The sequence below is a fragment of the Hydrogenivirga okinawensis genome (assembly GCF_055385515.1).
The window spans coordinates 1428527-1449830 of record NZ_AP042386.1; the positions used below are offsets into that span (position 1 = coordinate 1428527).

Here is a 21304-nt window from a genome sequence, read left to right on the forward strand (position 1 = left end):
AAAATTTTTTAGGGTCAAATTAGCAAAAATGTCATGACGATACGGAAGGTTTGATAAAATCCCTTTTCATGAAGCTCTTGGACACTTCTGTTCTCTTAGAGTTCTTTTCCGGCTCCGAGGAGGAGGTGGACAGGATAGATACGCTCTTCAGGGAGCTTGAGAGGCAGAAGGAGAAGCTCTTGGTAACCGAAGAGGTGATAGTGGAGCTCGTTTACTTCCTCGATCAGGTCTACGGATGGGAGAGGGAGGTGGTTGCGGATGTGGTCAACACCGTCATGCTCGACAGCCTCTTCAGCGTTGAGAACAGGGAAGCCATCCACGAAGCGGTCAAGATCTACACCAAAACCAAGCTCGGCTTTATAGACTGCCTGAAGGCGGCTAAGGCGAAGAGGAGAAAGATAAAAGAAGTTATTACCTTCAACAAGAGGTTTGAAAAAACTGGCGTCAAGCCTCTTCTCCCCTGAGCACGGAGTAAAGCTCACTTAAAGATCTGAGACTGTCCTCAAAGGAGACACCCTTCCTGTAATCCTGACGGAAGAAGGAGTCTATAAGCTCCTTGTGCTCCAAGACCTTGTCCACCGCTGGATTGGATCCTCTTTTGTAAAGGCCAAGGTTGACGAGGTCTTCCATCGATTCGAAGGAACTGAGGAGCTCCCTTATATACATCGCCATCCTCATGTGCTCTTCGGAGACGAGCTTCGGCATAAGCCTCGAGAGGCTCTTTACGGGATCAACTGCTGGGAAGAGTCCGGCGTTTGCCCTCTTCCTCGATAGGACTATGTGACCGTCGAAGACCCCCACCAAGGCGTCCGCCACGGGATCTAAAGTGATGTCGTCACCTTCCACGAGGACGCTGAATATACCTGTTATGCTCCCGCCGCTCCTGAAGTTCCCGCAGCTCTCGACTATGTTGGTCATCATGTGGAAGACGGAGGGGGTGTAGCCCTTGAGGGTGGGAGGCTCCCCCGCCGCGAGGCCTATCTCCCTCTGAGCCATAGCGAACCTCGTGATCGAGTCCATCACAAGCAGGACGTCCGCTCCTCTGGAGGCGAAGTGCCTTGCGTGAACTATCGCGCTTAGAGCTCCCTTAACCTTGACTACGGGCGGCTCGTCAGCGGTTGATACAACGACCACGCTCTTTTTGAGACCTTCGCCCAAGATGTCCTCTATGAACTCCCTTACCTCCCTTCCCCTCTCTCCTATGAGTGCAAGGACAACAACGTCCGCATCGCTGTAGTTGGTTATCATCCCCAGCAGTGTACTCTTCCCAACGCCGGCACCGGCGAAAATACCGACCTTCTGACCCTTTCCAAGAGTAAAGAGGGCGTTTATCGATCTCACCCCCGTATCGAATATCTCGCCTATCCTTGCTCTCTCTAAGGGATTTATATTCGAGAGCTCTATCGGAAGTCTCTCGGCGGTATAAATAGTTTTTCCGTCCAAGGACTCACCGAAGGGGTTTACAACCTTCCCTAAGAGGGGTTCTCCAGTTTGGGTCGAGACCCTCTCGCTCCTTATGAGGACCCTGTCCCCCGGCTTTATGCCGGAGAGCCTCCCATAGGGCATGACGATACATCTGTCCTCGTTGAAGCCTATAACCTCGCCGTATATCCTCTTCCCACCCGAAGGGTATATCTCCACGAGATCTCCCGTCGCGCTTCCCGGATTGTAAGCCTCAAGGTAAATCCCGCTTACCTTTACAACCTTTCCGTAAATCTTAACTCCCTTCAAGGACACGCCTTACCGCCTCCCTGAAGACTTCCTCGAGGGCTTCTTCGTGCTTTCTCTCGATGATGAACTTGGGTGTTTCTATCCTGACCTCTCCGGGTTTTATCTCTTCGCTCGAGACCACCTCTATATCTACCTTCTCTCCCAGCTTTTCTTTTATACCTCCTATGAACTCTAAAACGCTTCCCATATCGGCTGGATTGAGAACCACCCTGACGCTGCCTTTAAGATCGACGAACTTCTCGAAGACCTCATCGAGTATCTTGAGTAGGAGCTCCTCCCTCGGAAGAACGTCCGTCATGAGAAACTCCCTGAGAACCTCTTTTGAGAGATTTATGAAGCCGTTCCTTAGTTCTTCTTTTGTCTTTGAAAGACTCTCTTCTATCTTCTCGGCCACTTTCTCCGCTATCTCCCTCTCTATCTCAAGGTTTTTTAACCTCTCGGATATCTCCTCGAGCTTCCTGTCTCTCTCCTCCACCTCCTGTCTGAGCCTCTTTACCTCTTCCAAAAGCTCCCTGTTCTCCCTCTCGAGTCTCTCTAACTGTTCCTCCAGCTCCCTCAGCCTCTCCTCCGCTATCCTCTTCTCCTCCCTTAGTCTCTGAACCTCGTCCCTGAACTTAAGGCTCTCCCCCAAACCGGTACCGAAGAGGGGCTTGAAATCTTTAGACATAGGCTTCTTCTCCTCCGAGCTCTATCTTCCCTTCGTCTATGAGCTTCCTTATCACCGCAACGACCTGCTTCTGAGCCTTTTCCACCTCCGACTTCTTGACAGGACCGAGGGCTTCCATGTCCTCCTGCATTATCCTCGCCGCTCTCTTAGACATATTGGAGAAGAACTTTTCCTTTATGTCTTCTGGTGCACCCTTTAGGGCTATTATCAGGGTGTTCTTGTCCACAGCCTTCAGCACCTCTATTATCGCCCTGTTGTCGAGCTTCCGGATATCCTCGAAGGTAAACATTTTCTCTCTTATCCTCTCTTCCAGGGTGGGGTCCTCTTCCCCTATCCTCCTCAGAAGATTCTCCGCCGTTTCCTTGTCTAACATGTTCATGAGTTCCGCGGCTATTGCTACCCCCTCCTGCTTCTTCAGACCTCCCGTTATCCCGAGAGCCTTTATCTCCTCCGTGATCGTCTCTATAAGCTGTCTGAGGAACTGGGGAGAGATGTTTTCGAGGGTGGCTATCCTCTTTACCACCTCGAACCTGAGGTTTTCGGGGAGCCACTGGATAACCTCCGCCGCCTTCCTCGGAGTGAGCTGGGAGAGCAGGACGGCTATGGTCTGAGGATGCTCGTTCTTTATTAAGCCTACGAGAACCCTCGTATCTATCTTCTCGAGCTGTTCTATTCCCTCCGCTACACCGGCGGTACCCAGCAGGTTCTTTATCCTCTCATATACCTCCGGGGGGAGGACACTCTGAAGCTGTTCAAGCAGCGTTTCAAGGTTAGAGTACTGGGTAGCGACGTAGCTGTAATCCTGAAGAAACTCCCTCACCGCCGCTTCTATATCGCTGGGACTGAGGTCTTTCAGTCTTGAAGCGGTTAGAAATATCTTCTGAATGTCCTCTTCAGAAAGCTCTTTGAGTATCTTCGCGGCAACGTCGGGAGGCATTGACATCAGTAAGACCGCTGCCTTTTCTACCTTAGAAAGCTCTTTCCCCGTAGCCTCTGCCATACTCTATTATTAAAACCCCAAAAATCCAAAGTCCTCGGTCTTCTTTTGAATATAACCCTTCTGGACGAGCTTACCCTCTAATACCGTTATCCATCTCTCGGGTATGCACCCTTTGGGGCAGTAAATATTACAGTTGCTACAGTGAACGCATAGCTGTAGGTTCAAACTGTTTATCTCTTCCAACCTCTTTTCCCCTTCGCCGTCCCTTACGTCCTCCACTATCCTGTACAGTCTTGTCAGAAGCATGGGACCACCGAAGTCCTTTCCCTCTGCAAGGGGAGGACAAACGTTGTTGCATATATCGCAGAGGATGCAGTCCCATGCCTTAGAGAGCTTCCTGACGTCCCCGGGTTTCACAGCAGTACTTTTCTCCTTGGGAATTAGCCACGCCCTTCCCCTTTTCAACCTGTCCACGAGAGGATCGTGGGATACGACGAGGTCCTTCACGGGTGCTGAGTTGTCGACGGGCTCTATTAACACCTCATCCCCGCTTACCCTCGTGTTGCAGGCGAGTCTGTGCTCCCCGTTCACCTTTACAGCGCAGGTTCCACATATCGAAGCTCTGCACATGGCCCTGAAAGATAACGTCGGATCGAAGTTCTCCCTGATTCGGTAGAGAAGTTCAAGGACGGTAGGGTTGTCCTCGGCGGGAACCTCGAACTCCTCCAGCTTGTACTCCCCTCCTACAAACCTGCGTACTTTCACCCTCATGGAGATTAAAGATACGCTTTAGGAACCTTAGTTTCCATTCCGGAGAACTTTTGATATTATTCGTGCTCCTGTCAGAGTTTGTTCGACAGCTCTACAAACTCCTCGAGCTTCTTCTTAGCCTTTCCGCTGTCTATCGACTCCCTCGCCATCTCGAGGGCTACCTTTCTATCTTCGGTCTTCCCTGAGACAAGTATTCCAAAGGTGGCGTTCAGGAGAACTATGTCCCTGTGGGGACCTTCCTCGCCCTCTAAAACGGAGAAGCCCATACGGTAGCTCTCTTCGGGGGAGGCTGCACACACCTGATCGAGCTTTCTCCTCTCGAAGCCGAGTTCCTCGGGAATGAACTCGTAAAGCTTGACCTCTCCACCAGAGACCTCCCCGATCAGTGTGGTGTCCGACAGGGAGATCTCGTCTATGCCGTCCTTACCGTGGACGACAAAAGCCTTTATTATGCCGAGCCTGTTTAGAACGTGAGCCAATCTGTCCACGAGCTTGTCGGAGAAAACTCCCAAGAGCTGCCTCTTAGCCCCCGCCGGGTTCGAAAGGGGTCCGACAAGGTTGAAAATCGAGCGAACGCCTACCTCCCTTCTCGGACCTATGACCCTCTTCATAGCGGGGTGAAAGAGGGGTGCAAACATGAAGCCTATACCTATCTCCTCTATCATCTTAGCCACCTTGTCCGCCGGAAGGTCTATCTTCGCCCCCGCCTGTTCCAAGAAGTCCGCGCTACCGCACTTCGAGGATACGGATCTGTTCCCGTGCTTTGCTACCCTGACACCTGCTCCAGCAAGGACGAATGCGGTAACCGTCGATATGTTGAAGGTTCCAGATCTGTCCCCGCCGGTTCCACAGGTATCAACGAGGTCCTCGGGATTTGAAACCTCCACCTTGGTCGTCCTCTCCCTGAAGAACCTTCCCGCACCCTCTATCTCCTCCACAGTCTCGCCCTTCATTTTGGTCCCCATTATGAAGGCACCTATCTGGGCATCGGTCGCTCCTCCGTCCACTATTTCCTCGAGGGCTTTGTAAACCTCTTCCGCCGAAAGGTTTTCCCCTTCCGAGATCCTGTGGAGTATCTCCCTCATGTCCATGGGCTAAATTTTATCATGATGAAGAAGTACCTCGTTCTCGACCGGAGATTGGAGAGGTTTAGAGAGGTTTTGGAGAGGAGGCAGAGGGATCTTATCCTCTTTGTGGACAACGTAAAGAACGAGCACAACTTTTCCGCTATCCTGAGAACCTGCGACGCCGTTGGCATCCTGAAAGTTTACTATTACTACGAAGGCAAGAAGGATGTGTCAATAAACGAAGGGATAACCATAGGCGCCCACAGGTGGCTCCTCATCGAAAGGGTGGGAAGTGCTCCCCAAAAGATAAGGGAGCTGAAGGAGGAAGGCTTTCAGATAGTGGCGACGTGGCTCGGCGAGGGAAGTGTTGACTTCAGGGAAGTGGACTATACAAAACCAACGGTTTTAGTGGTAGGAAATGAGCTCAAGGGCGTATCGGAGGAGGTTGTTCGGCTCGCCGATGTGAGGGTGGAGATACCTATGATGGGGATGGTCAGGAGCCTGAACGTTTCGGTGGCAACCGCGATTATACTGTACGAAGCCCAGAGGCAGAGGTGGGATAGGGGGATGTACAAGAGAGCGAGCCTTAGCGAAGAGGAGATGGAGAAGATTATAGAGAAGTGGGCTTACAAGGATGTGATAAGGGACAGGCTAAGGGATAGGGGATAGAACCGGTGTTTAGTATACTAAGTCCAGATGACGAAGTCCAGCTCGGAAGAGAAGTTCTGGAGAGTGCTGGAAAACCTATACGCCGGTGCGGAGCCCGAGGGAAAGAGCGGATATGTGAACCTGATAAGACAGAAGAGGAGGTTCTTTGCCAACTTCCTAAAACCCAAGCTCAGAGAGTACATAGATAAGAGGCTGTCACCGTTTCCAGAGTTTAAAGAGGAGCTTTACCGTAAACTCTACACCTTCTTTGAGCCCTACTTCTCGGAGACTGGTTCTGTATTCTTTGTCAAGTCCTATGTCTACTACAGACAGTACGAGCGGATCTACGGTAAGGAAGATATAAAGCTCTTCTGGAAAACCAAGGATCTTTACTACCTGAAGTCCGATCTGATAGTTAAGTCGATGGAGATAAGGCTCGATGAGGATTACACCTTCTACTTCGACGCATCGGAGATAGAGCACAAGAAGAGCAACGAAAAGAGAAAGCTGATTTACTCTTTCCAGGGTTTAGACGATAAGGGTAGGATACTCCTTAAGGTCGAGTACTCGGAAAGGGGAAGAGAAACTAAGGAGGAAACCATAATAAAGGCAGTAAAGAGAAGCTTTAAGGAGAGGGGGCTTAAGGCTTTAGCGGAGAACTTCAGTAGCGAACACCTGAACAGAGCGATGAAAACCTTCGAAAGGCAGACAAAGGCGGACTACTTTATCCACAAGGATCCAGAGAGGTTTCTAAAGGAGCAGTTCAACCTGTGGCTATTCCAGTACTTTATCGCTGGGGAAGAGGAAACTCTACCTCCGGAGAGGATAAATCAACTTATGGCTCTGAAGGATATAGCTTACAGGGTCATAGAAATGGTAGCGGGCTTCGAGGAAGAGATAAAGAGGCTCTGGGAAAAGCCAAGGTTCACATTCAACTCCAACTACGTGGTAAGCCTCGACAGGATAGCAGAAAAGAGGGGAGGTATAGAGCTTATCGAGAGGATCATCGACCATCCCAACTTTCAGGACCAGCTTAGGGAGTGGAGAGATCTCGGGATATTGAAGGAGAACATCGGTAGGGAGGATATACTCGTAGAGTCCTTGCACGGAAAGGAGCTGAACCCGAAGTATCGGTTCCTGCCCATAGATACAAAGCACTTTAAAGATATGGAGGCAGAGATAGTAGAGCTCTTCGATCTCGACGAGGAGCTCGACGGTCTTCTGATAAAGAGTGAGAACTGGCAGGCGCTCAACACCTTACTCCCGAGGTTTAGGGGAAAGGTTCAGACTGTTTACATAGATCCGCCTTTCAACAAGGGTGAGAGTGCAGATTACTTCTACGAGGTTGATTACAAGGATGCCACCTGGGCTACTATGCTCGAAAACAGACTGAGCGTGGCTAAGGAGTTTTTAAAAGAAGAGGGTAGCATCTTTGTGAGATGCGACTACAACGGAAACTGGATAGTTAGAGCGCTGATGAATGAGATCTTCGGAGAGGAGAACTTCAGGAACGAGATACTTATAAACAGAAAGCGTCAGGCCATCGGCACTCCCGGCAAGTTCGAAACGGAGAGCGAGTACCTGTACCTTTTCTCCCAAAGCGAGAGGTTCTTCAGGCGGGACCTTTACAGGCGTAGGAGTGTGGCTAATCTGAAGTGGACAGGTTTTCTAAAGCAGGAGGAGAGGAACCCTCCCGAGAGGGTGTTCTTTGGTAAGGTTCTCCTCCCACCGCCGGGACAGCACTTCGCCCTCGTTCAGGACAAGGTGGATAAACTGCTGAGAGAGCACTATATAAGACTCAGATGCAGGGAGTGTAAAGCAATTTACTACTGGGACGAGGAGGAGAGGGGTGAAGGCTTTGTGGATTACGTGTTCAAGTCTAAGGAGAGGTTTAAGTTCTTCGATCTGTCCGTAGACACCAAGGTTTACGGCGTTAAGCGGTTGGACAGGTGTTTGAGCTGTGGGGCGGACAACTGGAAAGTGGAATACCTGACCTCGGACGAGGAGAAGATAACGGACAACTGGAAGGATATCCCCTCTTACTCGGACAAGTGGGGCTTTAAAACCGAGAACTCGGAGATACTGCTGAAGAGGGTTTTAGAGAGCACCTCTAACGAGGGAGACTGGGTTCTGGACTTCTTCCTCGGTTCAGGAACTACGATCGCGGTAGCCCATAAGCTGAGGAGGAGATGGATAGGCATAGAGATGGGGGAGCACTTCCACACCGTAATCCTTCCGAGGATGAAGAGGGTTCTCGCCTACGATGGGACGGGGGTTTCTAAGGAGAAGGACGTTAGGGAGATATACAACGAGAAGAGGGCGGGAGGCTTTTTCAAGTACTACGAGCTTGAGCAGTTCGAGGATATACTCAGGAGCGTGGAGTACACGGACGTGGAGGCAAAGGAGTTCTACGAAAAGCTCCTCGAGAACGATAAAGAGCTCAGCTTTTCCCGTGTTAGTCCCTTCCTTTTCGACAGAAAGCTCGCGAAGGCTGTAGAGATCGATGAGGGCAGATGGAACATAGATCTGGGCAAGCTGTATCCGGAAAGGGAGGTGGACATCGTGGAAAGCCTGGTTAACGCTCTCGGCTTGAGCTACAGGTCCGCAAAGGAGAAGCTCAAGTCCGAAGGATCTTCCGTCCTGAGGACGCTGCTGCTGGTATGAGTGATGGAAGGTTCGAAAGGACCTTTTCTTGGTGGATAAGGAGTAAGCTTAAGAGCTCGTGGGCTGGGCTTATCGCTCAGGATATAGATTTTATGCTTCCGATAGATGGTGAGCTGTTCGTATTGGAAGAGAAGAACCTGACGAGACAGGCGGGTTTTGCACCGGTGCAACAGGTTGTGTTCGATATGTTCGAGAGGCTCAGCAAAAACGCCGTGGACAAGGTGTATGCCGGTGCCTTTCTTGTGAGGATAACGAGTGAGGAGGTCAGACTTAGCGATCTCTTGGGTGCCCTGAGAAAGGCTAAGACTAAAGGGTACTGCAGGCGAGGTGAACAACTGAGCGTGAGGAAGTTCACAGGAATAGATCCTAAGCTCGAAGAGCGCCTCTGGGATTGTAAAGGAGTCCCCAAGGGAAGTGGAACGAGGAGGGAGAGGAGCAATTACAGGGGATCTATTATCGGAAGGATAAGGGGAATAGAGCTGAAGCCTGTCGAAAAGGGACTCTGGATATTTCTGAACTACTGCTCCGGGTTCTACATATTGGTTAAGGAGGAAGCTGATAACAAGGTGGGTGGAAATAAAAGCCTTCTCAAGTGGATTGATAACCTTTTCCACTTTTGGGATGAGAAGAACAGGGAGAGAAAACGGATCCGTAATCCGAAGAGCGGGGCGCTCTATCGCTACCTCGGACTTTACAGAATAAACTTCGGTGGAGGAAGGTCGCCAGCTGGGGCTGGGAGTATATATCTGAACGATATACGTGTGAGCGAGGAGAAGCTGAAGGATCTGCTTAATCTTGAGAGCGACAGGATCAAAATTTACAGGGGTACATGAGTATGGGAAGTAAGGAGGAGGCTAAAAGAGGAGGTGTAAAACCAGTACTCGAAGGGATAGCGAACCAGCTTGAACTGCCGGAGGCGTGGCGTATTCTCGATAGAAGATTTTCCCCGAACAAAGTTCTGTTCCCCTACCAGTACGAAGCCTTAGAAAATGCCCTTAAGATCCTACACCTCTACTACGGGGACTGTCGAGCCAGTAAGGAGGAGTTTGCCCGGCTGTACACTGATTACTACAACGAACTAAGCCCGAGGATAAAAAACTCTAAGCTCGCCGGGTTGCTTTCGGAGTTCTTCGAGCTCGAGAGGGGCGTCCTGCCTTTCAAGGAAATAGCCAACAGGATGGGTTTCTGGATGGCAACCGGTTCCGGAAAGACGTTGATAATAGTAAAGCTCGCCTACCTACTCTTCAGATTAATGGAGGAATCGCTCCTTCCCGTGAAACCCATTCTCTTCCTGACCGCCCGGGAAGATCTCGTAGGAGCCTTCTTGGAATATTTAGAAGAGTTTAACAAAGCCAACTCTGAAGAGCGCATGCGCCCATTTAGTCTGAGGGACTACGAAAGGTACAAGGTTCGGGATGATCTGTTCAGAAAGATCTTTTACTACCGATACGATCTCCTCTCCGATGAGAGGGGGGAGAAAACCTTAGACTTCAGGGCTTTCTTGGACAGAGACAGGGAAGGGAACATCCTCGGAAACTGGTACGTGATCTTAGACGAAGCACATAAGGGGGACAAAAACGAAAGTAAAAGGCAGTTCATCGTCAGTGCCCTTGCCAAGGATGGCTTTCTCTTCAACTTCTCTGCAACCTTTACGGATCCGATAGATATAGCCACGACGGTTTACAACTTTAACCTGCACACACTGATCTCACAAGGATACGGAAAGCAGATATTCCTGTTCCGTACCGAGGTGAGAGGCTTCGATAGGGGGGAGAAGAGGGAGTTTACCTCGGAGGAGAAGAGAAAGCTCATTCTGAAGACCCTACTCCTGCTGACGGGTCTTAAGAGGGCAAAGGCTCGTCTGCCGGGACTTTACCACAGTCCAATGGCTCTATACCTCGTCAACTCTGTAAATAAGGAAGACTCCGATCTGAGGCTCCTCTTTGAGGAGCTGTTGAACGTGGGCAGACGGATCGATACCGACCTCTTTCATAGAGTGAAGGTGGAACTCCTGAAGGAGTTCGATGGGTCAGAGTACACCATCGGTTCGGGAAAGCTGGACTTCATGAAGGATATATTGGAAGACCTGCAGCCGGAAAATCTCTACAGGGAGGTCTTCAACGCTTACGGACCGGGTGAGATAGAGTACGTTTACTCGGAGGAGAACGATAGGGAGGTAGCCTTAAGTCTTACGTCCTCGAGAGGAGTTCCTTTCGCGCTCATAAAGATAGGCAGGGTTTCTGAGATTCAGAAGAACTTTCTCTGGAATTACAGAGAGACTAAGGTTCACGAAGATCCAAGGTACTTCGATAGGCTCAACGAAGCGGACAGCCCTATAAACCTGCTCATAGGTTCGAGAGCCTTCTACGAAGGCTGGGACAGTCCCAGGCCCAACCTGATAACCTTTGTGAATCTCGGCACCCAGATCGAGGCGAGGAAGTTCGTGCTTCAGGCAACTGGAAGGGGCGTAAGAATAGAACCCTTGAAGGATAAGAGGCTCAGGCTGGACCTCCTGCTGAAGGCAGATAAAAGTTTTATAAACCATGTGGGCACACCTGAAGTGAAAGCCCTCGAGAGCCTCTTTATATTCGCTACGAACAGAAGAGCAATGGAAACGGTTCTAAAAGAGCTCGAGTTCGTGAAGGAAGGAGTGGGTAATTTTACACGGAAGAGCAAAGATACCTCGAGATTCCAGCGTGCCTCGAAGCTCAGGATGAGCGAGAGAAACTACCAGCTCCTGAAGCTTTACTTAGACCTGGTCCCTGTAGAAAGGTTTTTGCTTGAGAGGAACTGCCTTCCATCGGAGCTCGAAAGGATCAAGGAGCTTTTAAAAGGTAAGGACAACCACATAGAGATAGACGATCACAAACATTTCAGAAATCTCGACAGACTCTTGGGGATGCTGTTAGACTATGTGAGGAGAGTTCCCGGCTCTTCACCTTGCAATCCCGAGGGCAGAAGTTAAAATTAAGGTCATTTCGGAGGTGGTGAGTATGGATAGGTATGAGAGCTTGATCATAGATCTTTACGAAAAGGCTTCTAAGTACGAACCTCTTACAAAGGAAGAGGCTCTCTCCCTGCTTCACATTCCCGACGATTACGTTGCCTTCTTAACCCACTTCGCCCAGAAGCTCAAGAAACAGTTCTTTCCCGAGAACGAACTGGAGTTCTGTTCGATCATAAACGCTAAGAGCGGAGCCTGCTCAGAGGATTGCAAGTTCTGTGCCCAGTCGAAGTTCTACAGGACGCCCATAAACGTTTACAACCTCGTTCCCAAGGAGGAGATAGTCGAGGGGGCGGAAAGGGGTGTGGAGTTCGGAGCTAACAGGTACTGCGTTGTCCTTGCAGGGAAGCAGGCTACCCCCGAGGAGGTGGACAGGATAGCGGAGGCTGTGAGGGAGGTGAAGGAGGTTGAGAAGATCCCCATAAACGTCTGCGTTTCCGCGGGGACTATGGACGAGGAGAGCTTGAGGAAGCTGAAAGAGGCGGGGGTGAAGAGGATAAACCATAATCTCGAGGCAAGCAGGAACTTCTTCCCAAAGATAGTTACCACTCACAAGTGGGAGGACAGGTACGAGACTATAAAGAGGATAAAGAGGGTCGGACTCTCCACCTGCTGCGGAGGGATCTTTGGGATGGGAGAGCCGGACGAGGACAGGGTGGATCTCGCCCTGACCTACAGGGAGCTCGAGGTGGACTCCATACCCCTTAACTTCCTGATGCCCATTCCGGGAACGCCTTTGGAGAATGCCCCGGGAGTGGCTCCTTTGGAAGCCCTCAAGATTATAGCCATGTTCAGGTTCACGAACCCTAAGGCGGAGCTCAGACTCTGCGGAGGAAGAGAACAGAATCTAAGGGACTTCCACGGAATGGCGGTCCTGATGACCAACGCTATGATGGTAGGTGGTTACTTAACGAGAGCGGGAAGGGATATAAGGAAGGACTACCAGCTCCTCGAGGATCTGAGGGCTAAGCGTAAGGAAGAGATTTTGAGTTAGCCTAAGACTTACAGTAGCGTTAGGATAATAGGTTAAAATACTTCAAATCCGACGGAGGGAAGAATATGAAACTCCAGATCGATAGGGAGGAGTTCGAGGAGGCTCTCAAAAAGGCTAAGGAAGCTACAGAAAAGAAGTCTGCCCTACCGATACTTACCAACTTCTTACTAACTACGGAGGACGGAAAGCTAGTTTTAAAAGCCACCGATTTAGAGAACTACCTCGTTCTGAGCGTAAAGGCTGACGTCGATGAGAAGGGCTCCGTCTGTGTGAGCTCGAGAAGTTTGTCCGACATAGTTAGGAACCTGAACTCCGCGGTGGTTTACATAGAGAACGAGGGGGACAGGCTTGTCATATCCGGAGGCAGGAGCAGGTTCAAGCTCCCCACCGTTCCGCCCGAAGACTTTCCTGAGTTTCCCGAGGTCATCGAGGGGGAGGAGAGCGTGAGCGGGAACCTGATACTTCAAGGAATAGATAAGACGGAGTATGCGATAGCGAAGGAGGAGACGAGGATAGCCCTTCAAGGTATGTACATGCGTGGACACGACGGGAGAGTTCACTTTGTGGGTTCGGACGGACACAGGCTCGCCCTCTTCGAACCGGAAGGATCCTTCTCCCACGAGCTTCTGATACCGAGGAAGAGCCTGAAAGTTCTCCAGAGGTTGCTGACAGGGATAGAGGAGGTCAAGGTTGCCAAGAGCGAGGACGGGAGCTTTGCCTACTTCACTGCAGAGGACTGGAAGCTCATAGTCCGCCTCCTCGAAGGTGAGTACCCAGACTACCTAGCCGTCATCCCCACCGAGTTCTCCGCGGAGGTCCTCTTCGATGTTGAAGAGGCGAAGAGAGCCCTGAGGAGACTCTCAGGTCTTTCTGAAGGGAAGATGTTTCCGGTGAAGATAACCCTGAGCGATAACTTAGCTGTCTTAGAGTTTATGGATCCAGAGTTCGGAGAGGGGAGGGAAGAACTCGACGTTGACTACGTGGGAGAAGCCTTCGAGATAGGCTTCAACGGGAAGTACATACTCGAGGCGCTAGACGCCTTCGATTCGGAGAAGGTGTGGTTTAAGTTCACTACGCCTGATACGGCGGCGCTCTTGGAGTCCGACGATTTCGAAAGGGATCCTTACAGATGTATAATTATGCCGATGCGCGTGTAGGAAGAACGATGAAGGTTGCCGGTATTTTGATAATCTTTCTTCTTCTTCTGTTCCCGGCGTGGGGGAAGGAAAAGGTTTATGTTGCCAAGTCCAAAAAATCCATAACCTACAAGAAAAAGAAGAAGAGATACGTCCGCTATCCGGTCAGGGTAAACACCTCGGTGAGCGGAGAGAAGTTGAAGCTCAAGGATATGTTGAAGGACATCTATGAATAAGGACAGCCTTAAGATCATAGAGGAGCTTAAGCTAAAGCAGGGTGATACGTGGCGCGTTTTGAAGATAATGAGCGAGTTCGTGAGGGGTTTTGACGAGCTCGCCGACGTAGGACCTGCCGTTACCTTCTTCGGCAGTTCGAGGAGTACTGAGGACGACAAGTACTACAGATTAGCCTACGAGACGGCCTTCAACTTGGGAAAGCTCGGTTACACGATAATAACAGGGGGAGGACCAGGGATAATGGAGGCGGCGAACAGAGGAGCCTTCGACAGCGGAACGACCTCCGTCGGACTGAACATAGAAATACCGAAGGAACAGCATCCAAACAGGTATCAAACTCTCTCCCTCAAGTTCGACTACTTCTTCGTCCGGAAGGTCATGCTCATAAAGTACTCCTTAGCCTACGTGATTTTTCCCGGAGGTTTCGGTACCTTCGATGAGCTCTTCGAAGCCCTCACCCTGATACAGACTGGAAAGAGCTACAGGTTTCCTCTCATACTCTTTGGAAGTGAGTACTGGAAGCCTCTCTTAGAGTACATGAGGAACGTGATGGTCAGGTTTGGGACGATAGACGAGAGCGACGTTGAGCTAATGAGTCTGGTAGATTCCTCTCAGGAGGTTGTGGATCTCGTTTACGAGAGGAGCAAAGAGAAGTACCACTACTTAGAGGAGTATTACGGGGAGGAAACGGGCTTTATGGAGAAGCTCAGGAGGATTTTAAAGAATCATGAGGCTCTTGCACATAGCTGATCTTCACGCCGGAAAGACCCTCGGTAAGGTGAGCCGGAATCCCGACCTTCACTACGCCCTCGAGCAGGTTATCTACTTCTGCAGAGAGAATTCCCCCGATCTGCTCCTTGTAGCCGGCGACGTCTTCGACAAAGCTAACCCCGACAACGAATCTAAGGAGCTGGTATTTAACGAGCTCTTCCTTAAAATGAGGGATCTCGGTATAGAGGTGGTGGTTATCGCGGGGAACCACGACAGCTACGACTTTATGAAGAGCATAAGCAGACTCTCCCGACTCGCAAACGTCCACATCTTCGACAGACCAAGTAAAGAAAACTTTCTTTACAGAAGAGGAGACCTCGCGGTAGCCTGCCTACCCTACCCTTCGGAAAGGGTAATAACCTCCGCCGAGGAAGACTCTAAAAGTACCTACGCCCAGCTCGTTTCAAGGTTTATCGCCTATCTTGCCGAGAACGTTAAGGAGGCTAAATACAGGATTTTGCTCGCCCACCTCTTCATAGCCGGTTCGAAATACACGAGGACGGAAAAGGAGGCGACGATAACCCAGCACTACGCCGTCCATCCGGCAGCTCTGACTGACCTTTTCGACTACGTTGCCCTCGGACACGTCCACAGATACCAGAGGATAGAGAGTGCCTCTACCTATGCCTACTACACAGGGACACCCTACCAGCTCGACTTCTCCGAAGCTGGCGAGGACAAGTTTTTCAACTTCATTATCTTTGAAGGAAACGTCCCGAGGATAGAGAAGATAAAGTTCGACCTTAAGAATCCCCTCAAGGTCTTCGATCTGAAACAGAGTGAAGTTTACAGGAAACTCCCGGAGCTCAAGGGAGGGGGTGGCTACTTGAAGATCTTCCTGAAAGTGGAGGACAGGAGCAACGTCTCCCTGACCGTGGATAGACTCAGGGAGGAGCTCGGAGACAGGCTTTTGAAGATAGAGCAGGTAAGCGACGATATGCCGAGATCGGAACTCCCGTCAACTACAAAACTCGACCCCGTAGAGTTGTACAGGGAGTACTACAGAACCTCTTACGGCAAGGAGATCCCTTCAGATTTAGAAAGGACTTTTCTTGAACTATTGAAAAGGGCAGAGGAGAGTATGTAAGGAGAAAAAGTAGGCTATAATTATCCTCCATGAGGTATGACGTTGTAATCGTTGGAGGAGGCGCTTCCGGACTCTCCTGCGCCTTAACCTTAGCTTCAGCCAGAGGTAGAGGCTGGGAGTGGGCGGAGGACAGGAGGTATCTCGTTCTCGACACCGGCAGATCCGATATGAACAGAGCTTTGTTCAACAACGTTCCGGGAGTTCCACAGGGAGTCCTCGGAAGGGAAATTATAGATAAGATAAAGGAGCAGATAAAGTCTTACGGAGGTGTGGACTTCCTTGAAGATAAGGTTGTTAGGGTGGAGGGAGAAAGGGGAAACTTCAAGATATTTACGGAAAGCGGGAAGGAGTATCAGTCCGAGTTCGTAGTCCTGGCAAGTGGATTTCACAGGTTCGATATAGAGTGTGAGGGGGTGGAGGTGGTGGACAACCCCAAGTCTCCTAAGCCCGGCAGGGTGATGGTGAAGCACGACGGCGATTACAGGATAAGGGATGGTCTCTACGTTGCCGGTCTTCTCGCCGGTGCGAGTTCTATGTTTACCGCAGCCGCAGGGACAGGTGTCCAGGTCGCTATAAACATCCTCTCCGAGTGGGCGGGTAAACCGATAGTTATCCATGACGTTCCGCCTGAAGGGTGAAGAGGTCTTTACTCCCGGCAGGTATAACCCTCCTTTTCCTTGCCCTCCTTTTCTACCTAATTGGCTTTGAGGATATACTGAAAACCTTTAAGAGCACGAAACCGTCGGACGCGGCTCTCGCCTTCCTCCTCTACACCTTGAGCCAGGTGGGAAGGAGTCTTCGCTGGAAACTCCTGCTCCGTGGACTGTCTTTCAAAGACATATTCCTCATAAACTCCGCCAATATATTTTTTAACAACATCCTGCCGGCGAGGACAGGAGAGCTCAGCTGGTTCTACTACGCCAAGAGGCTCGGAGTTGAGCTAAAGGTCTCCCTGTGGTCCTTTCTCGTTGGCAGAATTTACGACCTTTTGGGTATGTTTTCTCTTCTAATCCTCAGCTACTCGTTGGTTTACCGGAAGGAGCTGCTTTTACTCTCTCTGACGATCCTGCCGGCATTCGCCCTTCTGCTTCCTCTCTCCCGCGAGCTTATCCCAAGTTTCGGAAAGCTGAAGGAGCTGAAAAATTTTCTGAGAAGGGAGACGGGATCGCTCCTCTCCTTAGGGCTGTTCCTCCTTTCCCTTCTGAGCTTCTCCCTGAAGGCTCTATCTGTTTACGTTCTCGTAAGAAGGTTCCTCGAGATAGATCCTTTCCTGTTTAGCTTCTCCTTCTCGGCTGGGGAACTGACCACTATCCTGCCCGTTCACAGCTTCTTCGGGTACGGAACCTACGAAGCCGGTTTCGTCCTCCCCCTGAAGTTGTCCAGTGTTGAGCTAAAGGAAGCTCTCAAGGCTGGGTTCGTAGCCCACACCTTCCTTGTAGTTTCCTCCGCTGTCTGGGGAGTCCTCTCTATAGCGCTCCTGCATACTCTCTCTCGTAAATCTCCCTGACCTTCCTGCGAGCCCAATCTATCGCCTCGAGTATCTCCTCAACGCTCTTAGGATCTGGTACGTTTACCTCGGAGAGAGTTTTTTCTATAAGATCTACAATATTGAGAAATCCTATCTTCCCCTCTAAGAACAGAGAGACAGCCTCCTCGTCGGCTCCTACGAGAACCGGAACGTAGACTCCTCCCATCTCACCAGCCCATCGGGCGAGGTAGAGGGCCCTGAACTTCTCCGTATCCACATCCTCGAAGCTCACGGGAGACAAGGAGGGGAGAGACACCTTCTCGAATGGATACTCCCTACGTTCGGGGTAGAAGAGAGCGTGCATTATGGGTATCTTCATGTCGGTCCTGCTCGCATGCATGAAGAAGGAACCGTCTTTGAGCTCCACCACTCCGTGAACTACACTCTGGGGGTGGATAACCACCTTTATTCTGCTGAGCTCTATATCAAAGAGGTTTTTAGCCTCGAGCATCTCGAAGCCCTTGTTCATAAGGGTTGCCGAGTCAACCGTTATCTTTGCCCCCATGTTCCACCGAGGGTGCCTAAGAGCCTGCTCAGGTGTCGCTTCCTTCATCTCCTCCAAAGTCCAATCCTTGAAAGGACCTCCGGAGGCTGTCAGGTAGATAAACCTTATATCCTCCCTGTCTATCTTTTCAAGAAGCTGGAAGAGGGCGTTGTGCTCGCTATCGACAGGTACGATCCTTTCCCTCTTCTCCCTGACCAGTTCCCCAAGACAGATTATGGATTCTTTGTTTGAAGCGAGAAGGACCTTTCCCTTGCTCAGAGTAAGGTAGGCCGGCTTTATACCATGAACACCAGATACCGCGTTCATGACCCTGTCAGCTATCTCTATGGCTTTTTCTAAGCCTTCATCTCCCTTCACATGCTCGGTTTCCTCGGGAAGTTCAGAGAGCCACTCCTGCGCAGGATCCTCGTAAGTTACCACCACCTGTGGTTTGAACCTCTTAGCCTGAAAGAGAAGCTCCTTGGATGCCCTCCTCGCAACGAGGGATACAACATCTATATCATCGGAGAACTTCTCTACCACCTCGAGGGTCTGACTTCCAATTGACCCCGTGGAACCTAAAACGGCAAGCCTTATCATAACCTGTTATATTTTATTTCCGATGACCCTTCAGTGCCTCTTTATGTTCCTTGCAGGCTTTGTGGTCGGTTTCATAGCAGCCCTTACACTGATCGTGGGTATCATAGTTCTTCCCATTATCCTCGGCATAATGCTTATCATAGGTGTTATGGCCTACTTCAAATACAGGAAGGAACAGAAGAGAAGGGAGGAGATGCTAAGAGAGTTTTGGGAGGAGTGATCTCCTTAGAAGGAGGGATATTAGCACTAACAACAAAGCGTAGCTTCCCTCAAGGGCAGAGCAACCTCCCCCTGAAGCGCTGGAGTAGGATTGTTCTGCATTTATTTGAGGAGAAGTGTTGATAGCTACAGATATAGCAGTTGGCAAGCTCACATACCCTCCGCTTTTAACTTTTTCCTGAAGATACTGGTTGCTCTGAACGGCCAATAAAACCGTTTCCTTCACCTCTGAAGGAGTCATATTCGGGTTTGAAGAAAGCAGGTAAGCGACCTCAGCTGTAACGAAAGAGGTTGCCATGGAAGTTCCGAGAGCGTAAATGTAAGAGTTGCCTGTCCACGTGCTCAATATCCCCTTGCCGTTACTATCGCTCCCTCCTGGAGCTGCCACATCGACCGTATCGACACCGTAGTTTGAGAAGGAAGAAAGCTTACCGTCCGAATCGATTGACGCGACGCTTATAACGTTCGAATAATCCTTAGAGTAAGAAGCTGGAAAGACAGGGTACGTATCTGTGTTTACGCCATCGTTACCAGAAGCGGCCACGATGACTACACCACGATTAAGAGAGTACTTTATGGCATCCTTGAGGGGTTGCAGGCTCGAATCGTTGGTATCTGATATATCACAGGTTGGATGTCCTATGGGGCAGGTTCCTAAGCTTGTGTTTATTACTTTAGCACCGTTATCGACTGCATAATAAACCGCTTCAAGAAAGCTAAATGCATCTCCTATACCGGAAGCATCGAGGATCCTTACAGGCATCAATTTTGCTTTCCAACAGGTTCCGGCTATGCCAACGGAGTTATTACCCGATGCTCCGATTATTCCCGCGACATGGGTTCCATGACCGTTCTCGTCCAAAGGCTCACCGTCAGACTGGACGAAGTCCCAACCGTAAAGATCGTCCACATAACCGTTTCCGTCATCGTCTTCTCCCTGGACACCGTTCACCTCTGCCTCGTTGATCCATATATTGCCAGCCAGATCCTCGTGGAGGTAATCTACACCGCTGTCTATGATCGCTACGACCGTAGGAGAGCAATCCGCGCTCACGTCCCATGCCTGCTCCGCCCCTATTATCCTCAACCCCCACTGGTCAGAATATCTGGGATCGTTTGGAACTGCGAAGGCTCGGAGTCTTATGTTCCTCACTATATACTCTATCTTGGAATCTACCGAGAGCGCTTTAACGAGGGAAGTGTTATCCTGAACCTCCACCAAGGCGTAATTCTTGAACTTCTTTATTACTTTAACACCTGCCAGATTTACTCTGTCTGGACTTTCTTTAAACTTTACTATGAAGGTCTCTCCAAAGGCGATAGAAAGGTAGAGCAGTAGAACTATCAGCCCCGTCATATCTTTAAACAAACTTAAGAAGCAGATCCATTAACGTGTTTGGGAAGATACCGAAAAAGAGGACGGCTAAGGTCGATACGAGAAGTGCAAAGGACTCTCCCGCGGAGGTCTTTGTCTCTCCCCAATCCCTTTCCTTCTCATAAAGGAACATATAGACTATGACCTTCAGGTAGTAACCCGCCGATATTATGCTCGCTATAACAAAGAGGACCGCTGGGATGAACAGCTCACCTTTAACGAGACCCATGAATATACCGAGCTTACCCACGAAGATAGCCATCGGCGGTATCCCTATCAGGGCAAAGAGAAAGAGGGAAAGGAGCGAGGCTAAAACGGGATGCTCCTTAGCCACACCCTTAAAGTCGAGGAAGTGATGAGTCCACCCCTCTTTCTTCTCCAAGACCGACAGAACGGTAAAAGCTCCCAGGGTTGCAAGAGCATAAACGAAAACGTAGAAGAGGAGGGAACTCATCAGGAGCTTATCGACGGTAATCAGCGCCAAGGTGAAGTATCCCGCATGGGCTATTGAGGAGTAAGCTAAAAGCCTCTTAACGCTCCTCTGTATGTAAGCCATGAAGTTTCCGTAGAACATCGAGGCTATCGCGACGGTTCCAATAAGGAACTCCCAGACCGGAAGGGCGGAGAAGAGAAAGAGGGTGAGCTTTACGAAAAGGAAGTACATCGCTATCTTGGGAACGGTGGCGAGGAATGAGGTCGTGGGGGTGGGTGCTCCTTCATAGGCATCGGGCGTCCAGAAGTGAAAAGGAACTGCAGAGACCTTTAGGGCTAAGGCTGACATTATTAGAAGCACACCGAGGGCAAAGATCGGATCCTCAGCTCTCTGAAAACCGATCTGGATATTCCCGGTAGATCCGTAGACCAGTCCTGAACCGAGAGCGTACATCGAGGTTCCCGTAGTTCCAATAACGAGATATTTGAAAGCTCCTTCCTTGGAAAAGTATTCTCTCCTAAAAAGCCCGACAAGAATGTACATCGTTATCGAGGCGAGTTCAAGACCAACGAAGATTATTGCCAAGTTCTCAGAGGAGATCATAACCATGAGCCCGAGGAGGGCTATCAGGTATAGATATGGGAGCTCGCTGTAAACTGAGCCTTTCTTAGAGAAAAAGTCGTAAGAGGCTATCAGGACAAGCCCTGTTACTGCAAGGAGTAGGAACTTGGCAATCAGGTTAAAACCGGAGACTGAAAAACCGTCAAAGAGTGTTGAAGCCGGATAGTTTACGAAGAAGACGGAGAGGGCAGAGAGAACTATGGTGACAAACCCCAAAAGGGTCAGTGTTTTGTAATATCTCTCCTTAAGGAAGAGTTCTAAGGAAAAAATGATAAGTATCCCTATGCCTAATACGAGTTCCGGGAGCAGGGCGTTCCAGTTCACCTC

The 21304-nt window shown here is 50.2% G+C and carries 21 protein-coding genes; 13 read left to right on the forward strand and 8 right to left on the reverse strand.

Annotated elements, in window-relative coordinates; translation table 11 throughout:
- Positions 1–68 precede the first annotated feature (68 nt).
- Positions 69–464 (forward strand): PIN domain-containing protein, encoded by a 396-nt coding sequence (locus tag ACZ483_RS08200; protein WP_464323688.1) that lies wholly within the window; start codon positions 69–71, stop codon positions 462–464.
- Here ACZ483_RS08200 and ACZ483_RS08205 read toward each other — a convergent pair.
- From ACZ483_RS08205 to trpD, 5 genes are all read right to left on the reverse strand, one after another.
- Positions 445–1731: a FliI/YscN family ATPase gene (locus ACZ483_RS08205; RefSeq protein ID WP_464323689.1), complete on the reverse strand. Its 1287-nt coding sequence runs from the start codon at positions 1729–1731 to the stop codon at positions 445–447. The genes ACZ483_RS08200 and ACZ483_RS08205 overlap by 20 nt on opposite strands.
- Positions 1718–2398, reverse strand: coding sequence for a FliH/SctL family protein (locus ACZ483_RS08210; RefSeq protein ID WP_464323690.1), 681 nt, complete (start codon positions 2396–2398; stop codon positions 1718–1720). Before ACZ483_RS08210 ends, ACZ483_RS08205 begins: the two co-directional genes overlap by 14 nt.
- The gene (gene fliG, locus ACZ483_RS08215) at positions 2391–3398 is read right to left on the reverse strand and encodes a flagellar motor switch protein FliG (RefSeq protein WP_464323691.1); all 1008 of its coding nucleotides are present in this window, start codon (positions 3396–3398) and stop codon (positions 2391–2393) included. The genes ACZ483_RS08210 and fliG overlap by 8 nt, the downstream gene beginning before the upstream one ends.
- 9 nt (positions 3399–3407) lie before the next feature.
- Complete coding sequence (locus ACZ483_RS08220; RefSeq protein ID WP_464323692.1) at positions 3408–4109, reverse strand: succinate dehydrogenase/fumarate reductase iron-sulfur subunit; 702 nt, start codon at positions 4107–4109, stop codon at positions 3408–3410.
- 71 nt (positions 4110–4180) lie between these two features.
- On the reverse strand, positions 4181–5194 hold the full coding sequence (gene trpD, locus ACZ483_RS08225; RefSeq protein ID WP_464325143.1) for an anthranilate phosphoribosyltransferase: 1014 nt from the start codon (positions 5192–5194) through the stop codon (positions 4181–4183).
- 21 nt (positions 5195–5215) lie between these two features.
- Here trpD and ACZ483_RS08230 point away from each other — a divergent pair, with 21 nt between their 5' ends.
- From ACZ483_RS08230 to ACZ483_RS08280, 11 genes are all read left to right on the forward strand, one after another.
- Entirely contained in the window at positions 5216–5845 is a 630-nt protein-coding gene (locus tag ACZ483_RS08230; protein WP_464323693.1) for a TrmH family RNA methyltransferase, read from the forward strand.
- A 27-nt stretch (positions 5846–5872) separates the two neighbouring features.
- Positions 5873–8488, forward strand: a complete 2616-nt coding sequence (locus ACZ483_RS08235) for a DNA methyltransferase (RefSeq protein ID WP_464323694.1) — start codon at positions 5873–5875, stop codon at positions 8486–8488.
- Entirely contained in the window at positions 8485–9321 is an 837-nt protein-coding gene (locus ACZ483_RS08240; protein ID WP_464323695.1) for a hypothetical protein, read from the forward strand. Before ACZ483_RS08235 ends, ACZ483_RS08240 begins: the two co-directional genes overlap by 4 nt.
- A 2-nt stretch (positions 9322–9323) precedes the next feature.
- Entirely contained in the window at positions 9324–11453 is a 2130-nt protein-coding gene (locus tag ACZ483_RS08245) for a DEAD/DEAH box helicase family protein (protein WP_464323696.1), read from the forward strand.
- 28 nt (positions 11454–11481) lie between these two features.
- Complete coding sequence (gene bioB, locus ACZ483_RS08250) at positions 11482–12486, forward strand: biotin synthase BioB (protein WP_464323697.1); 1005 nt, start codon at positions 11482–11484, stop codon at positions 12484–12486.
- A 65-nt stretch (positions 12487–12551) separates the two neighbouring features.
- Positions 12552–13643, forward strand: a complete 1092-nt coding sequence (gene dnaN / locus ACZ483_RS08255) for a DNA polymerase III subunit beta (protein WP_464323698.1) — start codon at positions 12552–12554, stop codon at positions 13641–13643.
- A gap of 8 nt (positions 13644–13651) precedes the next feature.
- The gene (locus tag ACZ483_RS08260) at positions 13652–13858 is read left to right on the forward strand and encodes a hypothetical protein (RefSeq protein ID WP_464323699.1); all 207 of its coding nucleotides are present in this window, start codon (positions 13652–13654) and stop codon (positions 13856–13858) included.
- Entirely contained in the window at positions 13851–14609 is a 759-nt protein-coding gene (locus ACZ483_RS08265) for an LOG family protein (protein WP_464323700.1), read from the forward strand. The genes ACZ483_RS08260 and ACZ483_RS08265 overlap by 8 nt, the downstream gene beginning before the upstream one ends.
- Complete coding sequence (sbcD, locus tag ACZ483_RS08270) at positions 14587–15717, forward strand: exonuclease subunit SbcD (protein WP_464323701.1); 1131 nt, start codon at positions 14587–14589, stop codon at positions 15715–15717. The genes ACZ483_RS08265 and sbcD overlap by 23 nt, the downstream gene beginning before the upstream one ends.
- A 29-nt stretch (positions 15718–15746) precedes the next feature.
- The gene (locus ACZ483_RS08275) at positions 15747–16355 is read left to right on the forward strand and encodes an FAD-dependent oxidoreductase (protein WP_464323702.1); all 609 of its coding nucleotides are present in this window, start codon (positions 15747–15749) and stop codon (positions 16353–16355) included.
- Positions 16352–17224: a flippase-like domain-containing protein gene (locus ACZ483_RS08280; protein ID WP_464323703.1), complete on the forward strand. Its 873-nt coding sequence runs from the start codon at positions 16352–16354 to the stop codon at positions 17222–17224. Before ACZ483_RS08275 ends, ACZ483_RS08280 begins: the two co-directional genes overlap by 4 nt.
- Here ACZ483_RS08280 and dxr read toward each other — a convergent pair.
- Positions 17184–18329: a 1-deoxy-D-xylulose-5-phosphate reductoisomerase gene (dxr, locus tag ACZ483_RS08285; protein ID WP_464323704.1), complete on the reverse strand. Its 1146-nt coding sequence runs from the start codon at positions 18327–18329 to the stop codon at positions 17184–17186. The two genes, ACZ483_RS08280 and dxr, sit on opposite strands and share 41 nt — an antisense overlap.
- Before the next feature lie 22 nt (positions 18330–18351).
- On the opposite strand from dxr, the gene ACZ483_RS08290 reads away from it, so the two are divergent.
- Positions 18352–18549 carry a hypothetical protein gene (locus ACZ483_RS08290; protein WP_464323705.1) on the forward strand — a complete coding sequence of 66 codons (198 nt, stop codon included), beginning with the start codon at positions 18352–18354 and terminating at the stop codon, positions 18547–18549.
- Here the strand turns inward: ACZ483_RS08290 and ACZ483_RS08295 are convergent.
- On the reverse strand, positions 18526–19905 hold the full coding sequence (locus ACZ483_RS08295; RefSeq protein ID WP_464323706.1) for a S8 family peptidase: 1380 nt from the start codon (positions 19903–19905) through the stop codon (positions 18526–18528). The two genes, ACZ483_RS08290 and ACZ483_RS08295, sit on opposite strands and share 24 nt — an antisense overlap.
- A 4-nt stretch (positions 19906–19909) precedes the next feature.
- Entirely contained in the window at positions 19910–21301 is a 1392-nt protein-coding gene (locus tag ACZ483_RS08300) for an NADH-quinone oxidoreductase subunit N (RefSeq protein ID WP_464323707.1), read from the reverse strand.
- Positions 21302–21304: the final 3 nt, after the last annotated feature.